Origin of the sequence: Acidovorax sp. NCPPB 3576, assembly GCF_028473605.1 — a bacterium.
GTDB lineage: Bacteria > Pseudomonadota > Gammaproteobacteria > Burkholderiales > Burkholderiaceae_C > Paracidovorax.
This window is the reverse complement of sequence record NZ_CP097267.1, coordinates 2,222,431-2,245,473: the sequence shown is the minus strand read 5'-3', so window position 1 is coordinate 2,245,473 and position 23,043 is coordinate 2,222,431. Positions and strand designations below refer to the sequence as shown.

Genomic DNA, 23,043 nt, shown 5'->3' with positions numbered 1-23,043 from the left:
TCGCCGTCATCGGTGCCGGCATGGCGGGCATCGTGTGCGCCCGCACCCTGGTGCAGGCAGGCCATGAGGTCACGGTGTTCGAAAAAGCACCGCATGCCGGCGGACGCACCACCACGCTCGACACCCCCTTTGGCAGCTTCGATGCCGGGGCGCAGTACTTCACCGTGCGCGATCCGCGCTTCGAACGTGCACTGGACACCGTGCCCGGCCTGTGCCGGCCATGGAGCGCCAACACCGTGCGCGTGCTCGACGCGGCAGGCCGCGTGGCTGCTGCGGCGCCCCCACCGGGAGAGCCGCATTGGGTCGCCAGCCCCGGCATGGAGTCGCTGGTGGATGCCTGGTCCCAGCCGCTGGCGCAGGCCGGCCGCCTGCGCACCAGCCACCAGGTGACACGCATCGAGCGCGACCCGCTGGACAGCAGCCGCTGGCAACTGCGCACCGAATCGCCGGACGGCGCGGCGCAGGTGCATGCAGGATTCGATGCGGTGCTGCTGGCGCAGCCTTCTGTGCCGGCCCTGGCACTGCTGCAGGCCTCGGGCGAGGCATCGGGAACCACCGTCGCGCCCTCGCTGCATGCACCACTGGCCCAGGTGACCATCGCCCCGTGCTGGACCCTCATGCTGGCGTTTCCGCAAGCCGTTCGCCCCGGCCTCACCACGCTGGGGCCGCAGTGGAACGCGGCCCGCAGCACGCACCACCGCATCGCCTGGCTGGCCCGCGAGTCCTCCAAACCCGGCCGAGGCGCGGTGGAACGTTGGACCGTGCAGGCCAGCCCGGCCTGGTCGCGCGAACACCTGGAAGACGGCGAAGCACGCGTGCAAGCCAAGCTCACCAAGGCGTTCTCCGAGGTGACCGGCATCCGCGCCGAGCCCGCGCACGCCGAGGTCTGCCGCTGGCGCTACGCCCAGACGCTTTCGCCCCTGGGCCGCTCGCACCTGTGGGACGCCAAGGCCGGCATCGGCCTGTGCGGCGACTGGTGCCTGGGCCATCGCCTGGAAGATGCGTTCGTTTCCGGACTGGAACTCGCGCTCGCAGTGGCATGACACCTGCCTCCTCGTCCCCCCGCTACATCGGCCGCTTCGCGCCGTCGCCCACGGGCCCGCTGCATGCGGGATCGCTGGTGGCCGCGCTGGCCAGTTGGCTGGATGCGCGCTCGGCGCACGGGGAGCGTGGCGGGCAGTGGCTCGTGCGCATCGAAGACGTCGATACGCCGCGCTGCGCACCGGGGGCCGACGCGGTCATCCTGTCCCAACTGGCCGATTGCGGATTGCTGCCGGACGGCCCGGTGCTGCGGCAATCGGAGCGCGCAGCGCACTACCAGCGGGCGCTGGACCGCTTGCAGGCGCAAGACCAGGCCTATCCCTGCGCCTGCTCGCGCAGCGATATCGAACAAGCCCACTCCAGGCTAGGCCACGTCCGCCAGCCCCATGTGGAATTGCCCTACCCCGGCACCTGCCGCGGGGGACTGCAGGGCCGGCCGGGCCGGTCCTGGCGGTTCCGCTCATCGGAAAACCAGAAAAAACTGCCGACCCGTCCGGGGCCGTGCGGGCGCGATGCCGGGCCGTCGGTTTCCCAGGACGGCGTGGTATGGGAAGACCGCCGCCTCGGCCTGCAGGCGCAGGACGTGGCGGGCACGGTCGGCGACTTCGTGCTGCGCCGCGCCGACGGCCTGTGGGCCTATCAGCTCGCCGTGGTGGTGGACGATGCCGCACAGGGCGTCACCCACGTCGTGCGCGGGGAAGACCTCGCCGACAACACGCCGCGCCAGATCCTGCTGCAGCAGGCCCTGGGCTTTGCCACCCCGCACTACCTGCACACGCCGCTCGTGTATGCCCCCGACGGGGCCAAGCTGTCCAAACAGCATGGCGCGCCGCCCCTGGACACGCGCGATCCATTGAAGGCACTGGCATCCGCCGCGCACCAGTTGGGCCTGCCGCCGCTGGTGCGGCCAAGCGACACCCCGGTCGGCCTTGCGCTAGAGCTCTGGGCGCGGGCATGGTCCGGAATCTACAATCGCTCACCGTGACAGAAACGCAATTGCCCCTGGCCGATGCCGGCCCGACGAATCTCCCCGAGCCGCGCCCGGCGCGCACGGGTGGCGGCGCCCCCGCCGACGTCCCCTATCCCAAGACCATCAAGAGCTATGTGCGCCGCGCAGGCCGTACCACCACGGGCCAGGCCAAAGCCTTCGAAGAGCTGGGCCCCCGCTTCGTGCTGGACTATGCGCCCCACCCCATCGATGCCCCTGCCGTGTTCGGCCGCACCGCCCCGCTGGTGCTGGAGATCGGCTTCGGCATGGGCGAGGCCACCGCGCACATTGCTGGCGTGCGGCCGCAGGACAACTTCCTGTGCTGCGAGGTGCACGAGCCCGGCGTGGGCGCGCTGCTCAAGCGCATCGGCGAGCAGGGCCTGACCAACATCCGCATCCTGCAGCACGACGCGGTCGAGGTGATCGACCACATGGTGCCGCCAGGCACGCTGGATGGCGTGCACATCTTCTTTCCCGATCCGTGGCACAAGAAAAAGCACAACAAGCGCCGCCTGATCCAGCCGCCGCTCGTGTCCAAACTGGCGTCGCGGCTCAAGCCAGGTGGGTATCTGCATTGCGCGACCGACTGGCAGCCTTATGCCGAGCAGATGCTGCAAGTGCTGTCGGCTGAGCCGCAACTGGCCAATACCGCCGACGGATACGCGCCGCAGCCCGAATATCGCCCCCTCACCAAGTTCGAAAACCGTGGCCTGCGTCTGGGGCACGGCGTGTGGGACGTGGTGTTCGTGCGCCGAAGTTGACCGCATGACTGCAGAATCGACGCATCCATGAAGCCCATTCTCGACAACCTGGTCGAAATGACCGGCCACCGCGACCATCTTCGGTTGGAGGTGTCGGTGCTCTCCACGCTGCAGAAGCTGCCTGCGATCAAGGCCGTGCGTGCGCTTGAAATCTTCAGTGACGACGGTGTGCCGTACGTGCGGCCCCGCACCTGGTGCGACCAAGGCCAGATGGTCTCGACCAATTCCGAAGCCGCAGCCGATTCACGCCGCGAGCCATTGACGCAATACGCCGCACTGCACGAATGCATCGTGAAGAAAGAGCGGCGCGCGCTGCATTCGCTGCGCAAGGGCGAGCACACGCTGTGGATGCCGGTGTGGATGCACGACGAGGTGCACGCCTGCATCGAGGTGACGCAGTCGCGGCCGTTTTCGGTGCACAAGCTGGACGTGATCCAGAGCGTCTTCTACGTCTATCAAAATTACCAGAGCCTGCTGGACTACAGCGAGCGCGATGCACTCACGGGGCTGTTCAACCGCAAGACCTTCGATGAGCAGTTCGCGCGGCGTGCGGGGGTTTCGGGCAGCGTGCGAATCGCGGCCGACGAAATGCTCGCGGAGGGCGACAACGCCGACGCGAGCGAGCCGCTGCAGCAGTGGCTGGCGGTGGTGGACATCGACCATTTCAAGCAGGTCAACGACCGTTTCGGCCACCTGTACGGCGACGAAGTGCTGATCCTGATCGCCAACATCCTGCGCTCGTCTTTCCGCAGCCATGACCGCATCTTCCGCTTCGGGGGTGAGGAATTCGTGGTGCTGCTGCGCTCGACCACGCTATCGACAGCGCACAAGGTGTTCAACCGCTTTCGCCTGGCGGTGCAGGAATACAACTTCCCGCAGGTGGGCCAGGTCACGGTCAGCTTGGGGTTTGTCTGCACCGACCGGGGCGCCCCGGTGGAGATCCTGGGCCAGGCCGATCAGGCGCTCTATTTCGCCAAGGAAAACGGCCGCAACCGGGTGTGCTACTACGACGAACTGATCGACCAGGGCCACCTGCACACCAAGGTGTCCAACGACGACGTCGAGCTGTTCTGAACGGCCGGCAGTCCAAAAAACAAAGGCCCGCATAGCGGGCCTTTGTTTTTGCTGGGCCTTGAGAATCAAAGCCGTTCGCTCACCCAGCTGTGCACGGACGCCAGCGCCGCGGGCAATGCGGACGCATCGGTGCCGCCGGCCATGGCCATGTCGGGCTTGCCGCCGCCCTTGCCGCCGACTTGGCTGGCCACGAAGTTGACCAACTCGCCCGCCTTGACCTTCGACAGGCTGTCGGCGGTCACGCCAGCGGCCAATTGCACCTTGTCGCCATCGACGGCGGCCAGCACGATCACGGCAGACTTGAGCTTGTCCTTGAGCTTGTCCATGGTGTCGCGCAGGGTCTTGGCATCCGCGCCGGGCAACTGGGCCGCGAGCAGCTTCACGCCCTTGACGTCCACCGCCTGCGCGAGCATCTCGTCACCCTGGGCCGAGGCCAGCTTGCCCTTCAGTGCCGCCACTTCGCGCTCGAGCCCCTTCACCTGGTCCAGCGTCTGGCCGATGCGGCCGTTCAGCTCGGCCACAGGCGCCTTCAATACGCCGGCCGCACGGGTCACGGTGTCTTCCAGTTGCTGCAGGTAGGCCAGCGCGTTGCTGCCGGTGACGGCCTCGATCCGCCGCACGCCCGCCGCCACGCCGCCTTCGGCCACGACCTTGAACAGCCCGATGTCGCCGGTGCGCGCCACGTGCGTGCCGCCGCACAGTTCGCGGCTGGTGCCGATGTCCAGCACCCGCACGCTTTCGCCGTATTTTTCGCCGAACAGCATCATCGCGCCGGTCTTTTGCGCCGACTCGATGTCCATCACCCGGGCGCCCGTGGCGGTGTTGGCCAGGATTTCCTCATTCACCCGGCGCTCGATCTCGCGGATCTGCGCGTCCGTCACCGGCGCGTTGTGCGCAAAGTCGAAGCGCGTGCGCTCGGCATTCACCAGCGAGCCCTTTTGCTGCACATGGCTGCCCAGCACTTCGCGCAGGGCCTTGTGCATCAGGTGGGTGACCGAATGGTTGCGCATGGTGGCCGCGCGCAGGGCCGTGTCCACCTCGGCATGGACCGTGTCGCCCACGTTGAGGGTGCCGGCTTCCAGGCTGCCGTGGTGGCCGAACACATCGGCCTTGATCTTGAGCGTATCGGCCACCGCGAAGCGGGCCGAGCCGCTGGTGATCACGCCCTGGTCGCCCACCTGGCCGCCGCTTTCGGCATAGAACGGCGTGGTGTCGAGCACCACGACGCCCTCTTGCCCGGCGCGCAGCGCGGCAACGCCGACGCCGTCCACATAGATGGCGGTGATCTTGGCGGTCTTTTCGGCCAATCGCTCGTAGCCGGTGAAGCGGTTGACGTCGCCGGTGTACTCCAGCGCCTTGTCCATCTTGAACTTGCCGGCGGCACGGGCCTGCGCCTTCTGCTTGTTCATGGCTTCGGCGAAACCAGCCTCATCGACCGTCACGCCGCGCTCGCGGCACACGTCGGCCGACAGGTCCAGCGGAAAGCCATAAGTGTCGTGCAGCTTGAAGGCCACGTCGCCCGGCAGCACCTTCGCGTCACCCGCCAGGGCGGCGTCCAGGATTTCCATGCCGTTGGCCAGCGTCTCGAAGAAGCGTTCCTCTTCGGCCTTGAGCACCTCGGTGATGCGCTGCTCCTGCTCGCGCAGCTTGGGGTAGGCGTCGCCCATCTGCTGCGCCAGATCCTTGACGAGCTTGTGGAAGAACGGCGTCTTCTGGCCCAGCTTGTAGCCGTGGCGGATGGCACGGCGCACGATGCGGCGCTCCACATAGCCTCGGCCTTCGTTGCTCGGCAGCACGCCGTCGACGATGAGGAACGAGGTGGCACGGATATGGTCGGCGATCACCTTCAGCGACGGGTTGGACAGATCGGCCGTGTGCGTCTCGCGGCCTGCGGCCTGGATGAGCGCGTCGAACAGATCGATCTGGTAGTTGCTGTGCACGTGCTGCAGGATGGCCGCGAGGCGCTCCAGCCCCATGCCCGTGTCAACGCACGGCGCGGGCAGCGGCTTGACGGAGCCGTCTTCGGCCATGTCGAACTGCATGAACACGTTGTTCCAGATTTCGATGAAACGATCGCCGTCCTCGTCGGGGCTGCCGGGCGGGCCGCCAGGGATCTCGGGGCCGTGGTCGTAGAAGATTTCGCTGCAGGGACCACAGGGGCCGGTGTCGGCCATCATCCAGAAGTTGTCGGACTTGTAGCGGCCGACCTTGTTGTCGCCGATGCGGATCACGCGCTCGGGCGGCAGGCCGATTTCCTTGGTCCAGATGTCGTAGGCCTCGTCGTCTTCTTCATAGACGGTGGCCAGCAGGCGCTCGGCCGGCAGTTGGTAGACCTCGGTGAGCAGTTCCCACGCCCATTTCAGCGATTCGCGCTTGAAATAGTCGCCGAAGCTCCAGTTGCCCAGCATTTCGAAGAACGTGTGGTGGCGCGCGGTGTAGCCCACGTTTTCCAGATCGTTGTGCTTGCCGCCGGCGCGCAGGCAGGCCTGGACGGACGTGGCGCGCTGGTAAGGGCGCTTGTCGGTGCCCAGGAACACGTCCTTGAACTGCACCATGCCCGAGTTCGTGAACATCAGCGTCGGGTCGTTGCCCGGCACGAGCGGGCTGGACGGCACGACGGTGTGGCCCTTCGATGCGAAGAAGTCGAGGAAGGTCTTGCGGATGTCTGCGACGCTGGAAGTGGGCTGGCTCATCTTGGAATCTGGTGGGGTGCCGAGGTGCCTCAACGCATGTGAAGGCACATGAAGGCCCGGCGAGGGCTGGGGACGTCGATTATAGGTTTCGGGCCATGCCGAAGTACGGCGTGCCCCATTGCACGGCGCAGCGCTTGCAACAAGGGGCAGCGATCGTCCTCGCCAGGCCTACGCCGGCCTTCATCGCGAAGCCAGGCGGGGCATGCTTTAGCGGCTCAGCCGTCCGTGCGGTTGGTGTAGCTGGCGTTGCCCAGCCCGGTGCCCACCGTGAGCACCGCCCAGTGCTTCACATCGGTGGTGAAGGGCAACTCCGACAGTCCCTGCACGACCGCATCGTTGTGCATGCAGACCTGCGTGCGGCCCTGGCCGATGTAGGGCAGGCGTTCGCACAGGTCGCGCGGCAGGTGAAAGCGCAGGCTCTCCCAGTTGCCCGGCAGGTTCTGCGTGCCGCCCGCCAGCGAGCCGTCCTCGCAGACCAGGCCCGGGCAGGCCACGCCCACGTAGGGCGCCAGGCGGATGTTTTCTTTCTCGGCGTACGCCACCAGGTCTTCCAGCATCTCAGCGATGCCCTCGACCAGTTCGTCGCGCTTGGGCGCGTCGTCGGCATGGCCCCATTTTTCGCGGATCACCACCTCGGCCTTGGACATGTCGGCCGCGGCATGCAGATGGGTCTGCACGATGCCGCAGCGCACGTTGGTGCCGCCGATGTCCACGGCCAGGATGGCGTCGTAGCTTTGCAGCAGCGCCGGCGGTGCCAGGTGCACCCAACCGATCAGCCCGCCCTCGTCCGCGTGGTGGTGCAAGGTGCGCAGTTCGACCGCCGTCTTTTCTTTCTTGAGGATTTCAGCGGCGCGGGCGATGGCACGCTCGCCAACCTCGCTCTGGTGAAAGCCCCCGCCGATGATCACGCGCTTCACGCCGCGCCAGCTCTTGTGCTTCAGAAAGCACTGCACCACGTGGGCCAGTTGCAGCGCGTAGTCCTCAGAAGCCGCCTCGATGGCGCGGGCGGCGGTGCCGTCTTTTTCCAGCAATTCGTCCAGGCGCTGCTTGCTGATCTCGCGCGTGGGCTTGCTGCCCAGCGGGTCTTTGCCCGCCATGTCGGTGTAGAGCTTGCGCCATGCGTCGAGCATTTCGCGAAAGGCAGTGCGACTGGCGTTGTCGCCCACGAACCCGTCGCCATCGCGCAGCTCCAGGCTGTAGCCATCGATGACGACCGACTCCAGCCTCATATCGCCATGCGGCCCCAGCACGCCCAATTCGCGCCGTGCCTTTTCTTCCTTCTCGTTCACCGTCGCTGCCCGATCGGCGGCTTTGTCTTTGGATGCCATGCGTTCCCTGAGTCTGTTGCAGGCCCGCGGCGCGGGCGACCCGCCGATGGTGGCTCGGCCGGGCACAGGCCTCCGTCAGCCAAGGCGCCCTTTGGTGTCGGACGGCACCGCGATGGCGGCCCGGGGGGACAAATTTGCATCGCGCCCTATCCCCCGAGCGATTGCTATTAATTAAATAGCAATAAAGCCAATGAATACTAGGGCAGGGAGCAAAAATGCCTGAAGGTATCAGCCGCCTGCCCTGCGTGCCTGCCAAGCCTGTGCCCGCACGCCGGCCCAGACCGCCAGGAACACAGCCGCCCCGAAAACCCATCCTGACAGCGCTCCGGCCATGCCGCCCGACAGCAGGGTGCCCACGGTGCATCCCAGCCCGGTCATCGCACCCCAACCCAGCAGCGCGCCGCCGGCCAGGCCCCGGCCCGCGTCGCGCCAGGTGGGCCAGCGCGGCGCGAACTGGCGGCTGGCCAGCGCGGCGATGAAAGCGCCCGCGACCAGCCCGGCGATCAGCAGCGCGTTCGGCGTGAGCCAGCTGGCCTGCAAGGCCGTGGCGCATCCCGCCAGCATGTCCAGGCCATTGAGCCGGTCCGGAATCCAGCCCTGCTCCTGGGCCAATGCGCGGGCGGCGCTACCCAGCGTCGCCGTCACGCCCAGCGGGCGCATGCGAACGATCACGAAGGCACCGATGAGTCCGACCGCCAGCCCGCCCGCCCAATACGGCCAGCGGCCCACCCACAGCCGCCGCCACGCCTGGCCCAGTCGCGGAACGCCGTGGGCCGCGGCAACGTTTGCGGGTGCCTCGTGGGCAAACCCGCGCCACAGCCAGGCCGCGATGGCCGCCAGCACGGCCAGTTGCAGCGCCAGCGCACCGCCGTAGCCCAGGTGCGCGGGGAGCCACACGGTGGGCGCTTCGGCCATGGTGGCGCTGTAGAGCACGTTCCAGGTGCGAAACCCCAGGATGAAGCCGCCGGCCGATCCGATCAGAGCGAAAGGCGCCACGAGCGAGCCCTCCGCCAGCCGATACCAGTGCGCGCTGATGCACGACCCCGACGCCACCATGCCGGCGCCGAAGGCCAGCCCTGCGGCCACCAAGCCCCAACTCACCGGGCCGATGTGCATGTCCGCCGGCAACTGGCCAGCCGTCGGCACCGGCACCCAGCTGCCCAGCACGACCGTGTAGCCCACCGTGCCCACGGCCAGCGCCAGCACCAGGGCCAGCAGGCCCCGCGGATTGCCGCGTTCAAACCAGTCGCGGGCATGGCAATAAAAGCAAAAGCGCGACCGCTGCAGCACCAACCCGAGCACGGCGCCCACGGCCAGCGCGAAGGCCAGCGTGCGCCCGCCCGGCAGGGCCTGCAGCGCATAGGCAACAACCCCCACCGCGGCCAGCAGCCCCCATGAAAACAGTCCCGCAACACGCATGGCAGAAACCTCCAGACAAAAAAAAGCCCGCACGCGGCGGGCTTGAAAAGAGACCCCCTACTGACAAACTGTTTTGGCCCGGCGTTACTTGGCGGCCCAGAGGGTGCCGGCCGGGTTGGTGATGGGCACGCCCACGGCGTTGCCGTATTCGGTCCACGAACCGTCGTAGTTGCGCACCTCGTAGCCCAGGATCTTGCTCAGCGCGAACCAGGTGTGGCTGGAGCGCTCGCCGATGCGGCAATACGTGATGATCGGCTTGCTGCCGTCGATGCCCGCGGCGGCGTAAAGCTTCTTCAATTCTTCGGCCGATTTGAACGTGCCGTCTTCGCGCACGGCCTGGCCCCACGGCACGTTGGCCGCGCCGGGAATGTGGCCCGCACGGACCGACAGCTCGGGCACGCCGGCCGGGGCGAAGACCTTGCCGGTGTATTCGTCCGCCGAGCGGATGTCCACCAGCCGGGCATCGCTGCGCCCCTCGGCCACCGCCAGCGCGTCGGACAGCCGGGCGCGCAACTGGGTGTTGACGCTGGCGACGCGGTAGGTGGTGGCCACGGGCTCGGGCACGCGGTTGTTCAGCGGCCGGTTCTCGGCCTCCCATTTCTTGCGGCCACCGTCCAGCAGCTTCACATCCTTGACGCCGTAGATGTCGAACACCCAGGCACCCCAGGCGGCGAACCAGTTGCTGGTGTCGCCGTAGAGCACCACCGTGGTGTCCGGCGCCACGCCGGCCTTGGACAGCAGCGCCTCGAACGCCTCCTTGCCCACGATGTCGCGGCGCACCTTGTCGTTCAGGTCGGAATGCCAGGAGAAGTTGACCGCGCCGGGCACGTGGCTGCGCTCGTACAGGCCGGGGTTCACGCTGACCTCGATCACGCGGACCTTGGCGTTGTCCAGGTTCTGCGCCAGCCAGTCGGTGGTGACCAGCGGGCCCTGCGGCACGGGCGTGGCCGCGAAGGCCGTGCCGCACAGCGCGATGGCCGCGCCCAATGCCAGGGCATACAGGCCGTCGCGCCACGTGGGGAGGTGGCGGTGAAATCGCAGTGCTGCAGTCATCCCTCGTCCTTTCGTTTTTTCCCGCCACGTTGTGCGGTGGGCTTGGAGCGAATCTATCGGGGGCGACACGCGGGCCCAAGCGACAAGAACGCGTTTGGATATGCGCAAAACCGGCATGCGGGCCCAAGATGCCCGTCGGGGGCCAACGGTGCAGCCGCGCAAAGGCCGAAACGGAGCCGCCGCTCGGCGGAACACCCGCCATCCACACCGCTATGCTTAGCTGCATGACCCATGACCCATGCCCCATGCCGCACGGCCCTCGCCGCAAAGCCCCTGCCCCACCCCCGAGGCTTGGTTGCGGGCCGGCGATCCGGCTGGCGCGGGTTGATGGCGGTGTGCCTGGGGGTTGGGTTGGCAGGCATGGCCGCCACCGGCCATGCGGCGGACGAAGTGCATCCGGGCCGGGAGCATGGCTGCATGGCCTGCCACGGCATGGTCCGCAAGCAGGTGGGGCCGGGATTCGCTCAGATCGCCGAGCGCTACCGCAACGACCCGGAGGCGCCGGTCCGGCTGGCCGGCAAGATCCGCAACGGCAGCGTCGGCACCTGGGGGCGGGTGATCATGCCGCGCCAGGCGCGGATCACCGAACCCGAAGCCAGGGCGCTCGCGCTGTGGGTTCTGTCGCAGCCTGCCCCGCCGCCTTGAACGATGGCTGGCCCGCTTTCGCCCCGGCTCAGGGCGCGGGCGTCTTCATGGCGGCTTCCACCGCCTCGCGTGTCAGGGTGGGCACGAAGCTCTCGATGAAACGGTAGGCGTAGCCGCGCATCCAGCTGCCGCGCCGCAGGCCCAGGCGGGTCAGGTTGACCTCGAAAAGGTGCCGCGCGTCCAGCATGCGCAAATGGCGGTCACGGTCGGGGTCCACGGCGATGGAGGCGACGATGCCCACGCCCATGTCCAGTTCCACGTAGGTCTTGATCACGTCGGCATCCATGGCGGTCAGCACCACATCGGGCGTCAGGCCCTCACGGGCAAAGGCCTCGTCGATGTGCGCGCGGCCGGTGTAGCCCAGCTCGTACGTGATGATCGGAAATCGCGCCAACTGCTGCAGCGTGACGGGCTCGGCCTGGTCCAGCAGCGCATGCCCCGGCGGCACCACGATGCTGTGCGACCACCGATAGCACGGCAGCGTGACCAGGCTGTCGTAGCCGGCCAGCGCCTCGGTGGCCACGCCGATGTCGGCCTCGCCGGACAGCAGCATCTCGGCCACCTGGCGGGGCGAGCCCTGGTGCAGGTGCAGCGACACGTGGGGATACAGCGCCCGGAAGTCGCGCACCACCTGGGGCAAGGCATAGCGCGCCTGGGAGTGCGTGGCCGCCACGGACAGGCGCCCTTCCTGAGCGGCGCTGAAGTCCAGGCCGGCGCGCTTGAGGTTCTCGGCCTCCAGCAGCAGCCGCTCCACGATGGGCAGCAGCGTGGCGCCGGGCGGCGTGAGGCCCGTGAGGCGCTTGCCGGCGCGGGCGAAGATTTCGAGGCCCAGTTCTTCTTCCAGCTCGCGGATCTGGCGGCTCACGCCGGGTTGCGAGGTGTAGAGCATGGCGGCCACCTCGGTCAGATTGAAGCCGCAGCGCACGGCCTCGCGCACGGAGCGCAATTGCTGAAAGTTCATGCGCCCCCCCTTGCTGGGCAGGCATCAGCCGATCGTGGAAGGCCTGGAAAAAACGCGGTTGCCACGGGAAGCGGTCGGATCACGGAAGACACCTTTCAGGGAAGCTGCCGCGATCTTAGGAGTCGCCTCTTAAAACCAAAAAGAATATATTTCCATGACTTAGGATCAAAAACATCTAACAAAGCGCCTCAGCCCTTAGCCCACCGCAGGACGCCGCAGCAGCGCCATCACGAAGAGCGCGCCGATCCCGGCCGTGACGATGCCCACGGGCAGTTCCTGCGAGCCGAGCAGCGTGCGGGCCACCAGGTCGCTGGCCAACAGCAGCCCCGCGCCCAGCAGCGCCGCCAGCGGCAGAAAGGCCGCATGCAACGGCCCCGACAGCCGCCGCGCCAAGTGCGGCACCATCAGGCCGACAAAGCCGATCACCCCGGCCAGAGCCACGCAGCAGGCCGTCGCCACTGCGGCCACCACGAAAGCCTGCGTGCGCAGGCGCTCGGGTGCAATGCCCAGGCTGTGCGCCGTGTCGTCCCCCGCCAGCAGCGCATCCAGTGCGCGGTGCCGGCGCCAGATAAAAACTGCGAGCACGGCCAAGCCCAGGCATGCCAGCCACAGGTTGTCCCAACGCGCCAGGCCCAGGCCCCCGAGCGACCAGAAGACCACGGCATGCGCCGCGCGCTGGTCGCCGGCAAAGACGAGCCCGTGCGTCAGCGCGCCGAACAGGAACGACACCGCCAGCCCGGCCAGCACCGTCTGCGCGGGCCCCTGCCCGCCCGCGCGGCGCACGAGCAGCAGCACGGCGCCCGCCGCGACCGAGGCCCCGGCGAACGTGGCGGCCGGCAAAGTCCAGGCGCCCAGCCATTCGCCCGTCAACGTGATGACGGCCACGGCGCCCGTGGAAGCGCCCGAGGACAGGCCGAACAGGAACGGATCGGCCAGATCGTTGCGTGTGGTGCTTTGCAACAAGCCACCCACCAAGGCCAGCGTGGCGCCCACCAGCAGCGCCAGCACCACGCGCGGCAGGCGCAGGTCGCGCACGATCGCCTGCGCCATGTCGCTCGCCGGTGCGCCGAAAAGCCCGGCCCAAGGCCCGGCCAGCGCCGCGGCGGCCTCGCGCCACGACACGGGTGCACTGCCTGCCGTGAGCGACAGCATCACCAGCAGCGCCAAGGCCAGGGCGAGCAGCGGCGGCACAGTGCGGCGCAATGTGGAGCGGGTTGCGGCATCCGCCCCCGGCGACATCATGGCGACTGCCTCAGGGCACGGGCCAGCTTTTCGATGGCGTCGATGTTGGCGGGCCCGGGCGTCAACTCGGCATAGCGCAGCGTGACGAAGCGGCGCTGGCGCACGGCCTCGGTGAGCCGCATGGCAGGGTGGGCCTGCAGGATTTTCTGAAGGTGCTCCGGGCCCTGCCCGTTCTGGTAGTCCAGCAGCACGATGACCTGCGGGTCGCTTGCTGCGACCGTCTCCCAGGCACTGGTGCCCCAGCTCATGGCGACATCGCCCAGCACGTTGCGCCCGCCCGCGGCCTCGATCAGGGCCGTGGGCATGGCGGCGCGGCCCGCGGTGAAGGGCTTGTCCTCGCCCGAGTCATAGACGAACACGCGCGGCGGCTGCGGCAGCGGGGAATGGGTCGCGGCCCGCACGCGTGCGCGCCATTGCGCGATGAGCCGCTCGGCCTCGGCACGGCGGCCGAAAACGGTGCCCAGGCGCAGCAGGTCGCCGTACAGCAGAGCCATCGTGGCGCGCGGTTTTTCGCCGAGCGTGTGCGCGCAGCTTTCGGTCAGGATCAGCGTCTGGATGCCGTGCGGCGCCAGGGTGGCGGGGGTCACCTCGCCCCCGGGCTGCATGCCGTAGTACCAGCCGGCGAAGAACAGGTCGGGCCTGGCGGCCAGCAGCGTTTCCAGCGTGGGGTATTTGGGGGCCAGCTCCGGAATGGTCCCCAGGCTGCGCAGGAATGCCGCATCGGTCTTGTACCAGCCGGTGATGCCCGTCACGCCCACCATGGACGACTGCAGCCCGAGCGCCATCGCCATCTCGACCATGTTCAGGTCGTGCACGACCATGCGTTGGGGTGGCGCGGCGATGCGCAGCGTGTCGCCGCAGTTGGACACGGTGACGGGAAACCCCGGCACGGCGCCCGCGCCCTGCGCCAGCGCGGGGCCCGCGACGCACAGCACGCCGGCCGCCATCAGTGCCAGGGATCGGCCGACCGCCCACCGCCACAGCGCGCGCCTCATGCCGCCCCCCTGCGCTCGAACGACCAGAGCGTGCCGCCATGGCGCGGGTGCCGCGTGTGAACCAGCTCCATGCCGAACACGCCGGCCACGCGGTCGGCGCTCAGCGCCTCATCGGGTGGCCCGTCGGCCACCAGGGCGCCGCGGTCCAGCATCCACACCCGGTCGGCGAACGAAGGCACCAGGCCCAGCTCGTGCAGCGCGGCCACCACGGTGATGCCGAGCCCGCGCACCAGGGCCAGCAGGTCGGCGCGCGCCGCGAGGTCGAGATGGTTGGTGGGCTCGTCCAGCAACAGCAGCGCGGGCTGCTGCGCGAGGGCGCGGGCCAGGTGCACGCGCTGGCGCTCGCCGCCCGAAAGGGTGGACAGCGCCCGGTGCGCCAGGGAATCGACCGCGCAGGTGTGCAGGGCCTCGTCCACCGCCCGCGCGTGTTCCGCGCGGCCGGCGTGGCGCTGGTGGGGCAGCCGCCCGAGGGCAACGTAGTCGTGCACGCGGAAAGCGAGGTCGGCGGTTTCGGTCTGCCCCAGCACGGCGATGTGCCGCGCACGCTCGGGGGATGGCCAACCGGCCAGGTCGTGCCCCAGCACGCTCACCCGGCCCTCGGCGGGCACGGCCCGCGCGCCCAGCAGCCTCAAAAGCGTGCTCTTGCCCGCGCCGTTGGGGCCGACCAGGGCCACGCATTCGCCGCGGGCCGCGCTGGCGTTCACGCCGTGCAGCAGCGGGCGCCCCTGCGGGGTGCGAAAGCCCAGGCCCTCGGCCTGCAGCAGCGCCTGCATGTCACAGCGTCCAGCGCAGGGCCAGCTCGAAGCTGCGCGGGGCGCCCAGCAGGATCTGGTCGGGGTAGAACGGATCGGACCAGGCCGCATAGACGCGGTTGGTCAGGTTGCGCCCGCGCAGGGTCAGCTGCACGCCGCGGGCCACGTCCACCGCCACGGCGGCATCCAGCGCCGTGTAGGCCGCCAGCCGCACGGTGTTCGCATCGCTGTGGAACCGCTCGCCCACATGCCGCAGCGAGGCCGACACCTGCACCGGCACGCCCGCCACGAAGCGGTAGCCCACGCCAGCATTGGCCACCACGCGCGGTGCATTGGGCGGCGTGTTGCCCGACAGCGAGCCGCCACCAGCCAGCGCGTAGTCCTGGTAGCGCGCGCGGTTCAGCGACAGGTTGGACCAAACGCTCCAGTGCGCATCGGGCCGCAGCGCCACCGAGGCCTCGGCGCCCCGCGACTGCAGGGCACCTGCCACGGCCAGCGACTGCCCGCCCTGCGCGGCATAGACGTTGCGGCGCTCGGTGTCGTACACCGCGAACGTCCATTCGCCGCGGTCCTGCCAGAACGACTGCTTGACCCCGGCCTCCACATTGCGCGTGCGGGTCAGGTCCAGCGGCTGCGTGCCGCGCAGCAGGAACAGGTTGTTGGCCGCCACGTCGGCGCCGGTGGCGTACTGGCCATACACCGTGGTGCCGGCGGCTGGGGTCCAGGTCAGGCCGATGCGCCCCGTGGTCGGGTGCCAGGCCTTGTCGAACGGAAAGCCGGTGCGCGGCGCACCAGCCGCATCGGTGGAGGTGCGTGACAGCTCGATGGATTCGTGCCGCAGTCCGCCGAGCAGCGTCCAGCCCGGCGCGACCGAGAACCGGTCTTCCAGCGCAAGCACCGTGTTGCGCACGCCGCTCGTCTGCCATTGCCGGGTGAGCGGGCCGTAGGTGCCGCGATCGGGGTTCACCAGGCTCACGCTGTCGCCCGGAAAGTTGGCCGCGCCGGGGCGTGTCAGGTCGAGGTCGCTGTATTCCAACGCCGCCACCCAGCGGTTGTCGCGGCCGGCGATTTGGCCGTCCCACTGCAGCTCGGTCTTCTGGCCCACCGAAGTCTGGTCCTGGGCCACGTAGAAGCGCTCGCGGTCCACCAGGCCGGTGCCGGCGTTGAACGCGGCGATCTCATTGTTGAACCATGTGCGCGTGGCCGTGTAGCGGTAGATCTGCGTGCGCAGCGTGAAGGCGCTGTCGATGCGCCAGTCCATGCCGGTGCGCAGCCAGGTCTCACGCGCGTCGTTGCGGTTGTCCAGCACGTTGTAATTGGTGCGCAGCGTGCGCCGGTCGATCGCGACCGGGCCGAGCGCGCTGCCGTTGAAGCCCGACGTGTAAGTGCCGGACACCACGCCGCCCTCGGGCTCGATGCCGGGCGCCGCGGCGGAAACCAGCGGCGTGCCCCAGTAGCTGCTGCCCCGGTCACGCTTGATTTCTCCGGCCACGAAGAATTTCAGGCCCGGCTGGACGTGCCAGTCCAGCCCGCCCGACAGATGGCGGTTGTGCTGGTTCGTGCCCTGCACGGGGCCATCGCTGTCCGAGCCACTCAGGTCGATGCGGTAATCCAGGTTTTTCCAGCCCGTGGTGCCGCCCGAGCCCAGGCGGACGCGGCGTTCGCCGAACGAGCCCGCCGCCGTCTCGACCTCGGTCTCGACCGGGCCGCGGTGCGGCGCGCGGGTGACGAAATTCACCGCCCCGCCCGAGGCGCCCTCGCCCGACATCAGCGAGGCAGCGCCCTTCAAGAATTCGATGCGCTCCAGATTGGCGGTGTCCATGACGCGCGAGGTCATGTTGGGCGGCCCGATCTTGATGCCGTTGTAGAGCGTGTTGATCTGGCTGTTGGCAAAGCCGCGCATCGAAAACGCACTGGGTTCGGCCGGAAAGTCCCCCGCTGTCACGCCCACCGCGGCCTGGGCCGCCTCGGTGACGGTGCGCAGCCCGCGTTCGCCCAGCACCTGGCGGGGCACCACGTCGATGGACGCCGGCGTCTCGCGCACCGACAGGCCCAGACGGGACGCGCCCTCGGCCGGCTGGTCCAGCGCGCCCGGCGTTGCCCGCTCCTTCACGACCACCGTCGGCAAAGCACCGGCGCTGCCGCCCTCCTGGGCCATGGCGCCGGGCGCGGACAGTGCCAGCAAGGGAGTCAACCAGAGGGAAGCGGTCGGGCGCAGGGGTCGCATGGTGGTGTGGAAAACGACAGCAAGCCCCCGCCAAAAGCGAAGGCCGTCTTCAGGGTGGAGAAGGCAGGGCCCCATGCGCGCAAGCCGTACGGACGCCAAGACCGTCGGCGGCCACGGCAGAGCGCCGCAGCTGGATCACAGAGGGAAAGTGCCGCAGTTTAAAAGGGGATGAAGGGGGTCGAAGGTGAATTTATTTACTACTGCAACCGGGTTGCAATAACGAATTCTAGACCCAATAACGCAACAGAGATGCGTTATTTGCCCGATCGATCCCGGCGAACCCTGCTTTCCGTCTCCACCGCCATGTCCATCTCCATCCACCATCCACTCAGTGAGAAACCACCGACTCCGACAAAGGCAGGCGCCAGCGTTCCTCGATCCGCGCGTCGTCGGCGCGGTAGCCCAGCGCCACGACGAGGGGGATCACGGTGCCGCGTGGCAACCCCAGCAGCTTGGAGACCTGGGAGGCAGAAAAGCCTTCCATTGGGCAGGAGTCGATGCCCTTGGCCGCAGCGGCCAGCATGAGGGTCTGTGCCGCGAAGATGGCGTTGCGCGCGGCCCACTGGCGGCTGCCGAGGTGGCCCACCGGCAGCAGCGACAGCGTGGGGCGAATCCATGCGGCCAGCATCAGAAATGGCGACCAGAACACGGACGAACCGGTCCCGAGCACCCGCTGGAACTTGCCGATCTGCTTGCGGTAGTAGGCCTTGGACTCCGGCCCGAGCACAGTCGATTTTTCGACGTGGTCGAGCTGCGCTTCGGCGGTGCGGCGCCCAATGGCGGGACTGGCCGCAAAGACGACGAAGTCCGCCGCCGAAGCCGCCGCCTTCTGCCCGTTGCAGGCTTGCGCCAGGCTGGCCTTCAAGGCGGGGGTGCGAACCCAGTGCAACTGATAGGGCTGCATGTTTCCGCTCGATGGGGCGAACGTCGCCTCGGCCAGGAGCGCCCGGACGTCACCCTCCGGAATCGATCGAAATTGAAATTTGCGAATCGCTCGGCGAAAGCGGTTGGCGGCTTGGAAGGCATCCCAGGAATGCAGCATGTCTTGTGTTTTCATGCTTTAAATCGTAAGTTAAAGCTTTTGTTTCTGAAACTCGCATTTCTCAAGCCACGCATGACCAAAGCCCGATCCGCCGCCAAGCCCCGCAAAACGCCGGTCCAGGCACGCTCCCGCGCCACCGTCGATGCCATTATTCAAGCAGCGACTTACATTTTGACCAAGGTCGGGTGGGAAGGGTTTACGACCAATGCCATCGCGGAGCGCGCGGGCGTGAACATCGGGTCGCTGTACCAGTTCTTTCCCAACAAAGAAGCGGTGATCGCCGAATTGCAGCGGCGCCACGCCGTCGAAACGCGGTCCGACCTGCGCAAGGCGCTGCAAGGGCTGCCCGGGCAGCCTTCGCTGCGCAAGGCGCTGACCGTGGTGGTGGAAACGCTCGTCGATGAACACCGCGTCGCGCCCGCCGTGCACAAGGCGCTGTACGACGAGCTGCCGCGCACGATGCGCTGCATGGAGGACGACAGGAAGCAGTTGCGCGGCGAGTTTCTGCAGGTCATCCAGCCGTTCATGAAGAACGTGCCGGACCCGGATCTGGCGACCTACATGGTGGGTGTGGCGGCGCATGCCGTCATCCACACCGTCACGGCCGAACGGCCGAAGCTGCTGGGTGACCCGCGCTTCGTTCCGGAGCTGGTCACCCTGCTGGAAAACTACCTTTGCCGTGCCCATCCAGACGAGGAAGCCGGCGGCTCGTAGGATGGCCGGCTGGTACGGCATTTGGAAGCTGGCTGCCTGCCGTGGGCACGGCGCCTGGACGCTGTGACCGTCCTGCCCTCGGCGCACTGCGCTAACTTTTTACCAGCGCCGGCCCAGCGGCAGATACCGCAACACCCCGGCCAGCCCCTGGCGCCCGCTGGCAGCGCGCATCAGCAGAGCGCTGCCAAGCGCAGAGCCCACGGTGCGCCGCACAGCGGACGGGCTGCGGCGCGAGGCCAGCAGCAAAGCGGCGCCGGCGCCCAGCACCAGCCAGTGCTCGCCCTGGAAGCCGGGACGGTTGTCGTCGTATCGCTTGAGGCGCTTGAAGGCTTCGATGGGCGACGGGTTCATGGGAGTGTCTCTTTGATCGTTGATGCAGCCACTGAAGCTACCGAAGTCCCGCGGGCCGCCATGTCGGAAAGCGCCCGCATGAACGAAGGCGGACATGCCGGCCCATCCAATGGCCCACTCTCCACATCCGATCGCACGCCCCCAACAAAAAGGCGACCCGAGGGCCGCCTTCAGAAAACCAGATGCTATTATTTTTATAGCAATACCCCCTAGATAATCATGCGCTGGAGCCCTTTTTTGTTCGAACGCTGCTCACCGCCTTCACAGCTTGGCGATCGAGACCTCGGTGGACTTCACCAGCGCCACGACGTCGGAGCCGACGACCAGGCTCAGTTCATCGACCGAGCGCGTCGTGATGACGGAGGTGACGATGCCCCAGGGCGTTTCGACATCGACCTCGGACACGACGTCGCCGCGAACGATCTCGCGCACTTTGCCCTTGAATTGATTGCGCACGTTGATGGCTTGGATGGACATGGGTTTCTCCTTGAAAAGTCCGGGAACGGAAAACGGAACGGGTGAAAAGCAGGTGAACGAAAAACGGCGAACGGAAGATCAAACGGCCCAGCGCAACCCGTGCGCGGGAATGCCCGGCCAAGCGGAATCGGCCGGCGGGTCGGCCTCGGGCTTTTGCAGCACGCGGTCGAGGATGCGTTTTTCGATGGCGGCGAAGGCAGCGTCGCCCTGCGAGCGCGGGCGGGCCAGGTCGATGCGCTCGTCCAGCGCGATGCGGCCATCCTCGATCAGCACCACGCGGTCGGCCAGGGCCACGGCCTCCTGCACGTCGTGCGTGACGAGCAGCGCCGTGAAGCGGTGGCGCTGCCACAGCCCCTCGATGAGGCGATGCATCTCGATGCGGGTGAGCGCATCGAGCGCGCCCAGCGGCTCGTCGAGCAGCAGCAGGCGGGGCTGGTGCACCAGGGCGCGCGCCAGGGCCACGCGCTGGCGCTGTCCGCCCGACAGGCGCGCGGGCCATTCGCCCTCGCGGTCGGCCAGGCCCACCTGCGCCAGCACCTGGCGGCCGCGCGCCTGGGCGGCCTTGGGCAAGCCGATCGTCACGTTGTCGAGCACGCGGCGCCAGGGCAGCAGGCGGGCTTCCTGGAACATGATGCGCGTGTCGTCGTGCAGGCCGGCCACGGCCTGCCCGTCGGTGGTGAGCGTGCCGCTGCTGGCGGCCTCCAGGCCAGCCACCAGCCGCAGCAAGGTGCTCTTGCCGCAGCCGCTGCGGCCCACGATAGCGATGAATTCGCCGGGCTCGATCTCCAGTTGTGCGCTGCGCAGCACCTCGCGCTGGCCGTAGCGCTTGGACAGGCCGCGGGCTTGCAGGCGCACGCCGCCGGCCGGGGATGCAGGGGATGCGGGAGAAGCAAAAGAGGAAGGTTGGGCGTCAGGCATGGGGTCAGGCTCCGGGCTTGAACAGGGGAACAGCCAGGGCATCCACCCGGCGCGGGATCAGCTTTTCGGCAAAGAAGGCATCGGCGATGCGCTGCTGCTCGGCCAGGCCTTCGGGCACCACGGGCCGCACGGAATAGCTGCGGCGGCTGTTGGCCTGCTCGATGACGGCGGCGTCCAGGCCCCACACGGGCGCCAGCAGCGCGGCGGCCTCCTTGGGGTAGGCCTTGGTCCAGCGGCCGGCCTTTTCCAGCTCGGCATACAGGGTGCGCAGCACGTCGGGCCGCGCCTGGGCGAACCGGGTGCTGGCCAGGTAGTAGCGCTGGTACGACGCCAGGCCCGTGCCGTCGGCCAGCACCCGGGCGCCCGACTGCTGCCGTGCGGCCGCAAGAAACGGGTCCCACACCACCCAGGCATCGATGGCGCCGCGCTCGAAGGCGGCCCGGCCGTCGGCGGGCGTGAGGTAGGCGGGCTCGATGTCCTTGAACGACAGGCCGGCTTTTTCCAGCGCGGCGATCAGCAGGTAGTGCGCGCCCGCCGCCTTGGCGAAGCCGACCTTCTTGCCCTTGAGCTCGGCCACGGTCTTGAGCGGCGAGTCCGCCCGCACCAGGATGGCCTGGGCCGTGGGCGACGGCGCCTCCTGTGCCACGAAGGTCACGCGGGCCCCGGCGGCCTGGGCGAACACCGGCACGGTGTCGGCGACGTCGGCGCTGAAGTCCAGGTTGTCGAGGTTGAGCGCCTCCAGCAGCGGCAGGCCGCTCGTGAACTCGTGCCACACGGGCTGCACGCCCAGCGGCGCGAGCTGCTTTTCCAGCGTGCCCTGCACTTTCAGCAGCGCGGTCAGCGTGGAAGACTTCTGGTAGCCGATGCGCACGGTGGCGCCCGCAGGCTGCGCATTAGCCAGCCCCGCTACGGACAACCCCAACGCGGCCAGCAAGGCACGGCGATCAAAATGCAAACTCATGACGTTCCTGTACAGGTGAGAGATGTCAAAAACTGGCGCGGCTCAGGGCCAGCAGACGCCGTGGAACCGGCTTTGCCGGGCCACCGGCGGCGTCCCCCTTCCCGACTCGCCGCGCGAGTCGAGAGAAGGGGGAAGGCGCGCAGCGCCTCAGGGGGTTGTTCACTGATACCCGGGATGCCAGCGCAGCCACCAGTGCTCCAGCCCGCGGGCGAACACGTCGGCCAGCTTGCCGAGCAGCGCATACAGCAGGATGCCCACCAGCACGATGTCGGTCTGCAGGAACTCGCGGGCGTTCATGGTCAGGTAGCCGATGCCGGCCTGGGCCGAAATCGTCTCGGCCACGATCAGGATCACCCACATCAGCCCGAGCGAAAAGCGCAGGCCCACCAGGATGGACGACAGCGCGCCGGGCAGGATGATTTCGCGGTACAGCTGCCAGCGCGACAGACCGTAGGTGCGGCCCATCTCGATCAGGCCGGGGTCCACGTTGCGGATGCCGTGGAAGGTGTTCAGGTAGATCGGAAAGAACACCGACACGCTGATGAGGAACAGCTTGGCCGACTCGTCGATGCCGAACCACAGGATCACCAGCGGAATGAGCGCCAGCGCCGGGATGTTGCGCACCATCTGGATGGTGGAGTCGAGCAGCGTTTCGGCCAGCCGCAGCGAGCCGGTCAGCAGCCCCAGCACCAGCCCGAGGCCGCCGCCGATCGCCAGGCCCGCCAGGGCGCGGCTGGCGCTCACCTTCACATGGGTCCACAGCTCGCCCGATTCGGTGAGCGTCCATGCGGCCTTGACCACGTCCAGCGGCGCCGGCAGCACGCGGGTGGACAGCCACCCCAGGGCGGACGCCACCTGCCACAGCGCGATCAGTCCGACCGGCACCAGCCAGGGCAGCAGGCGGCGCCACACGGCGGCCGCCAACTGCACCAGCGGCGCGGGCAAGGCGCCTGCCGGGCCTTCGGGCGACTCAGGCAGGGGCGAGACCTGCAGCTCTCGTACCGTATCGGTCATGCGTCGTACCTCGGTTCGTTGTCGGGCTCCAGGAACTCCAGCTGGTTGCCCGCCGGGTCCTTCACGTAAAAGCGCAGGTAGCCGGGCAGCGCCCGGTTCTCCACCAGCGGCAGCTCGGCCTGCAGCAGCCGCCCGCGCAGCTCGGGCAGGTTCTCCACCTCGAACGCCAGGTGGGACACGGCAGGCGCCGGCTGCCAGCGTTCGGTGGGCACCAGCTCGATGCGCTGCGCCCCTGCGGCAAAGCGCAGGGTGTTGCCCACGGGGTGGATCAACTCCGGCAGCCCCAGCAGCGTGCTGTAGAAGTTGCGGATCTGGCCCTCGGCACCCGCCGGAAAGGCCAGTTGCACATGGTTGATGGAATGGATCGCCATGGTGTGCCCCCGCCGC

General features: G+C 68.4%; 22 protein-coding genes. 6 read left to right on the top strand and 16 right to left on the bottom strand.

The window, feature by feature from the left end; genetic code table 11:
* Window positions 1-20: 20 nt before the first annotated feature.
* The 4 genes from M5C98_RS10330 to M5C98_RS10315 are packed head-to-tail and all read left to right on the top strand — an operon-like array spanning window position 21 to window position 3,864.
* Window positions 21-1,043 (top strand): NAD(P)/FAD-dependent oxidoreductase, encoded by a 1,023-nt coding sequence (locus tag M5C98_RS10330; RefSeq protein WP_272553241.1) that lies wholly within the window; start codon window positions 21-23, stop codon window positions 1,041-1,043.
* Window positions 1,040-2,026, top strand: a complete 987-nt coding sequence (gene gluQRS, locus M5C98_RS10325; protein WP_272552581.1) for a tRNA glutamyl-Q(34) synthetase GluQRS — start codon at window positions 1,040-1,042, stop codon at window positions 2,024-2,026. The genes M5C98_RS10330 and gluQRS overlap by 4 nt, the downstream gene beginning before the upstream one ends.
* Complete coding sequence (trmB, locus tag M5C98_RS10320) at window positions 1,996-2,790, top strand: tRNA (guanosine(46)-N7)-methyltransferase TrmB (RefSeq protein ID WP_272552579.1); 795 nt, start codon at window positions 1,996-1,998, stop codon at window positions 2,788-2,790. Before gluQRS ends, trmB begins: the two co-directional genes overlap by 31 nt.
* A gap of 27 nt (window positions 2,791-2,817) precedes the next feature.
* Complete coding sequence (locus M5C98_RS10315; protein WP_272552578.1) at window positions 2,818-3,864, top strand: GGDEF domain-containing protein; 1,047 nt, start codon at window positions 2,818-2,820, stop codon at window positions 3,862-3,864.
* 65 nt (window positions 3,865-3,929) lie between these two features.
* Here the strand turns inward: M5C98_RS10315 and alaS are convergent, their stop codons facing one another.
* The 4 genes from alaS to M5C98_RS10295 all read right to left on the bottom strand — a co-directional run bounded on the left by alaS (window position 3,930) and on the right by M5C98_RS10295 (window position 10,357).
* Window positions 3,930-6,557, bottom strand: a complete 2,628-nt coding sequence (gene alaS / locus M5C98_RS10310) for an alanine--tRNA ligase (RefSeq protein WP_272552577.1) — start codon at window positions 6,555-6,557, stop codon at window positions 3,930-3,932.
* 215 nt (window positions 6,558-6,772) lie between these two features.
* Window positions 6,773-7,885 carry an ROK family protein gene (locus M5C98_RS10305; protein WP_272552575.1) on the bottom strand — a complete coding sequence of 371 codons (1,113 nt, stop codon included), beginning with the start codon at window positions 7,883-7,885 and terminating at the stop codon, window positions 6,773-6,775.
* Window positions 7,886-8,113: 228 nt separating this feature from the next.
* On the bottom strand, window positions 8,114-9,304 hold the full coding sequence (locus M5C98_RS10300; protein ID WP_272552574.1) for a YeeE/YedE family protein: 1,191 nt from the start codon (window positions 9,302-9,304) through the stop codon (window positions 8,114-8,116).
* 84 nt (window positions 9,305-9,388) lie between these two features.
* Window positions 9,389-10,357 carry a sulfurtransferase gene (locus M5C98_RS10295; protein WP_272552573.1) on the bottom strand — a complete coding sequence of 323 codons (969 nt, stop codon included), beginning with the start codon at window positions 10,355-10,357 and terminating at the stop codon, window positions 9,389-9,391.
* A gap of 360 nt (window positions 10,358-10,717) precedes the next feature.
* On the opposite strand from M5C98_RS10295, the gene M5C98_RS10290 reads away from it, so the two are divergent.
* Window positions 10,718-11,002 (top strand): c-type cytochrome, encoded by a 285-nt coding sequence (locus M5C98_RS10290; protein ID WP_272552572.1) that lies wholly within the window; start codon window positions 10,718-10,720, stop codon window positions 11,000-11,002.
* Between the two features lie 28 nt (window positions 11,003-11,030).
* On the opposite strand, the gene M5C98_RS10285 is transcribed toward M5C98_RS10290, so the two are convergent.
* The 6 genes from M5C98_RS10285 to M5C98_RS10260 all read right to left on the bottom strand — a co-directional run bounded on the left by M5C98_RS10285 (window position 11,031) and on the right by M5C98_RS10260 (window position 18,221).
* Complete coding sequence (locus M5C98_RS10285) at window positions 11,031-11,963, bottom strand: CysB family HTH-type transcriptional regulator (protein WP_272552571.1); 933 nt, start codon at window positions 11,961-11,963, stop codon at window positions 11,031-11,033.
* 195 nt (window positions 11,964-12,158) lie between these two features.
* Entirely contained in the window at window positions 12,159-13,205 is a 1,047-nt protein-coding gene (locus M5C98_RS10280; RefSeq protein ID WP_272552569.1) for a FecCD family ABC transporter permease, read from the bottom strand.
* Window positions 13,202-14,200 carry an ABC transporter substrate-binding protein gene (locus M5C98_RS10275; RefSeq protein WP_272552568.1) on the bottom strand — a complete coding sequence of 333 codons (999 nt, stop codon included), beginning with the start codon at window positions 14,198-14,200 and terminating at the stop codon, window positions 13,202-13,204. Before M5C98_RS10275 ends, M5C98_RS10280 begins: the two co-directional genes overlap by 4 nt.
* Complete coding sequence (locus M5C98_RS10270) at window positions 14,197-14,973, bottom strand: ABC transporter ATP-binding protein (protein WP_272552566.1); 777 nt, start codon at window positions 14,971-14,973, stop codon at window positions 14,197-14,199. Before M5C98_RS10270 ends, M5C98_RS10275 begins: the two co-directional genes overlap by 4 nt.
* Window position 14,974: 1 nt before the next feature.
* Window positions 14,975-17,137 carry a TonB-dependent receptor gene (locus M5C98_RS10265; protein WP_272552564.1) on the bottom strand — a complete coding sequence of 721 codons (2,163 nt, stop codon included), beginning with the start codon at window positions 17,135-17,137 and terminating at the stop codon, window positions 14,975-14,977.
* A gap of 370 nt (window positions 17,138-17,507) precedes the next feature.
* On the bottom strand, window positions 17,508-18,221 hold the full coding sequence (locus tag M5C98_RS10260; protein WP_272553240.1) for a nitroreductase family protein: 714 nt from the start codon (window positions 18,219-18,221) through the stop codon (window positions 17,508-17,510).
* On the opposite strand from M5C98_RS10260, the gene M5C98_RS10255 reads away from it, so the two are divergent.
* A complete protein-coding gene (locus M5C98_RS10255; RefSeq protein WP_272552563.1) occupies window positions 18,213-18,935 on the top strand; it encodes a TetR/AcrR family transcriptional regulator in 723 nt (240 codons plus the stop codon). The two genes, M5C98_RS10260 and M5C98_RS10255, sit on opposite strands and share 9 nt — an antisense overlap.
* Window positions 18,936-19,034: 99 nt before the next feature.
* Here the strand turns inward: M5C98_RS10255 and M5C98_RS10250 are convergent, their stop codons facing one another.
* The 6 genes from M5C98_RS10250 to M5C98_RS10225 form a co-directional block, all read right to left on the bottom strand.
* A complete protein-coding gene (locus M5C98_RS10250; protein WP_272552561.1) occupies window positions 19,035-19,286 on the bottom strand; it encodes a hypothetical protein in 252 nt (83 codons plus the stop codon).
* A gap of 261 nt (window positions 19,287-19,547) precedes the next feature.
* Entirely contained in the window at window positions 19,548-19,763 is a 216-nt protein-coding gene (locus M5C98_RS10245; protein ID WP_092743710.1) for a TOBE domain-containing protein, read from the bottom strand.
* Window positions 19,764-19,841: 78 nt separating this feature from the next.
* Window positions 19,842-20,681 (bottom strand): ATP-binding cassette domain-containing protein, encoded by an 840-nt coding sequence (locus M5C98_RS10240; RefSeq protein ID WP_272552560.1) that lies wholly within the window; start codon window positions 20,679-20,681, stop codon window positions 19,842-19,844.
* Window positions 20,682-20,685: 4 nt separating this feature from the next.
* The gene (locus M5C98_RS10235; protein ID WP_272552559.1) at window positions 20,686-21,642 is read right to left on the bottom strand and encodes an aliphatic sulfonate ABC transporter substrate-binding protein; all 957 of its coding nucleotides are present in this window, start codon (window positions 21,640-21,642) and stop codon (window positions 20,686-20,688) included.
* 159 nt (window positions 21,643-21,801) lie between these two features.
* Complete coding sequence (gene ssuC, locus M5C98_RS10230; protein ID WP_272552558.1) at window positions 21,802-22,656, bottom strand: aliphatic sulfonate ABC transporter permease SsuC; 855 nt, start codon at window positions 22,654-22,656, stop codon at window positions 21,802-21,804.
* The gene (locus M5C98_RS10225; RefSeq protein WP_272552557.1) at window positions 22,653-23,027 is read right to left on the bottom strand and encodes a VOC family protein; all 375 of its coding nucleotides are present in this window, start codon (window positions 23,025-23,027) and stop codon (window positions 22,653-22,655) included. The genes ssuC and M5C98_RS10225 overlap by 4 nt, the downstream gene beginning before the upstream one ends.
* Between the last annotated feature and the right edge of the window lie 16 nt (window positions 23,028-23,043).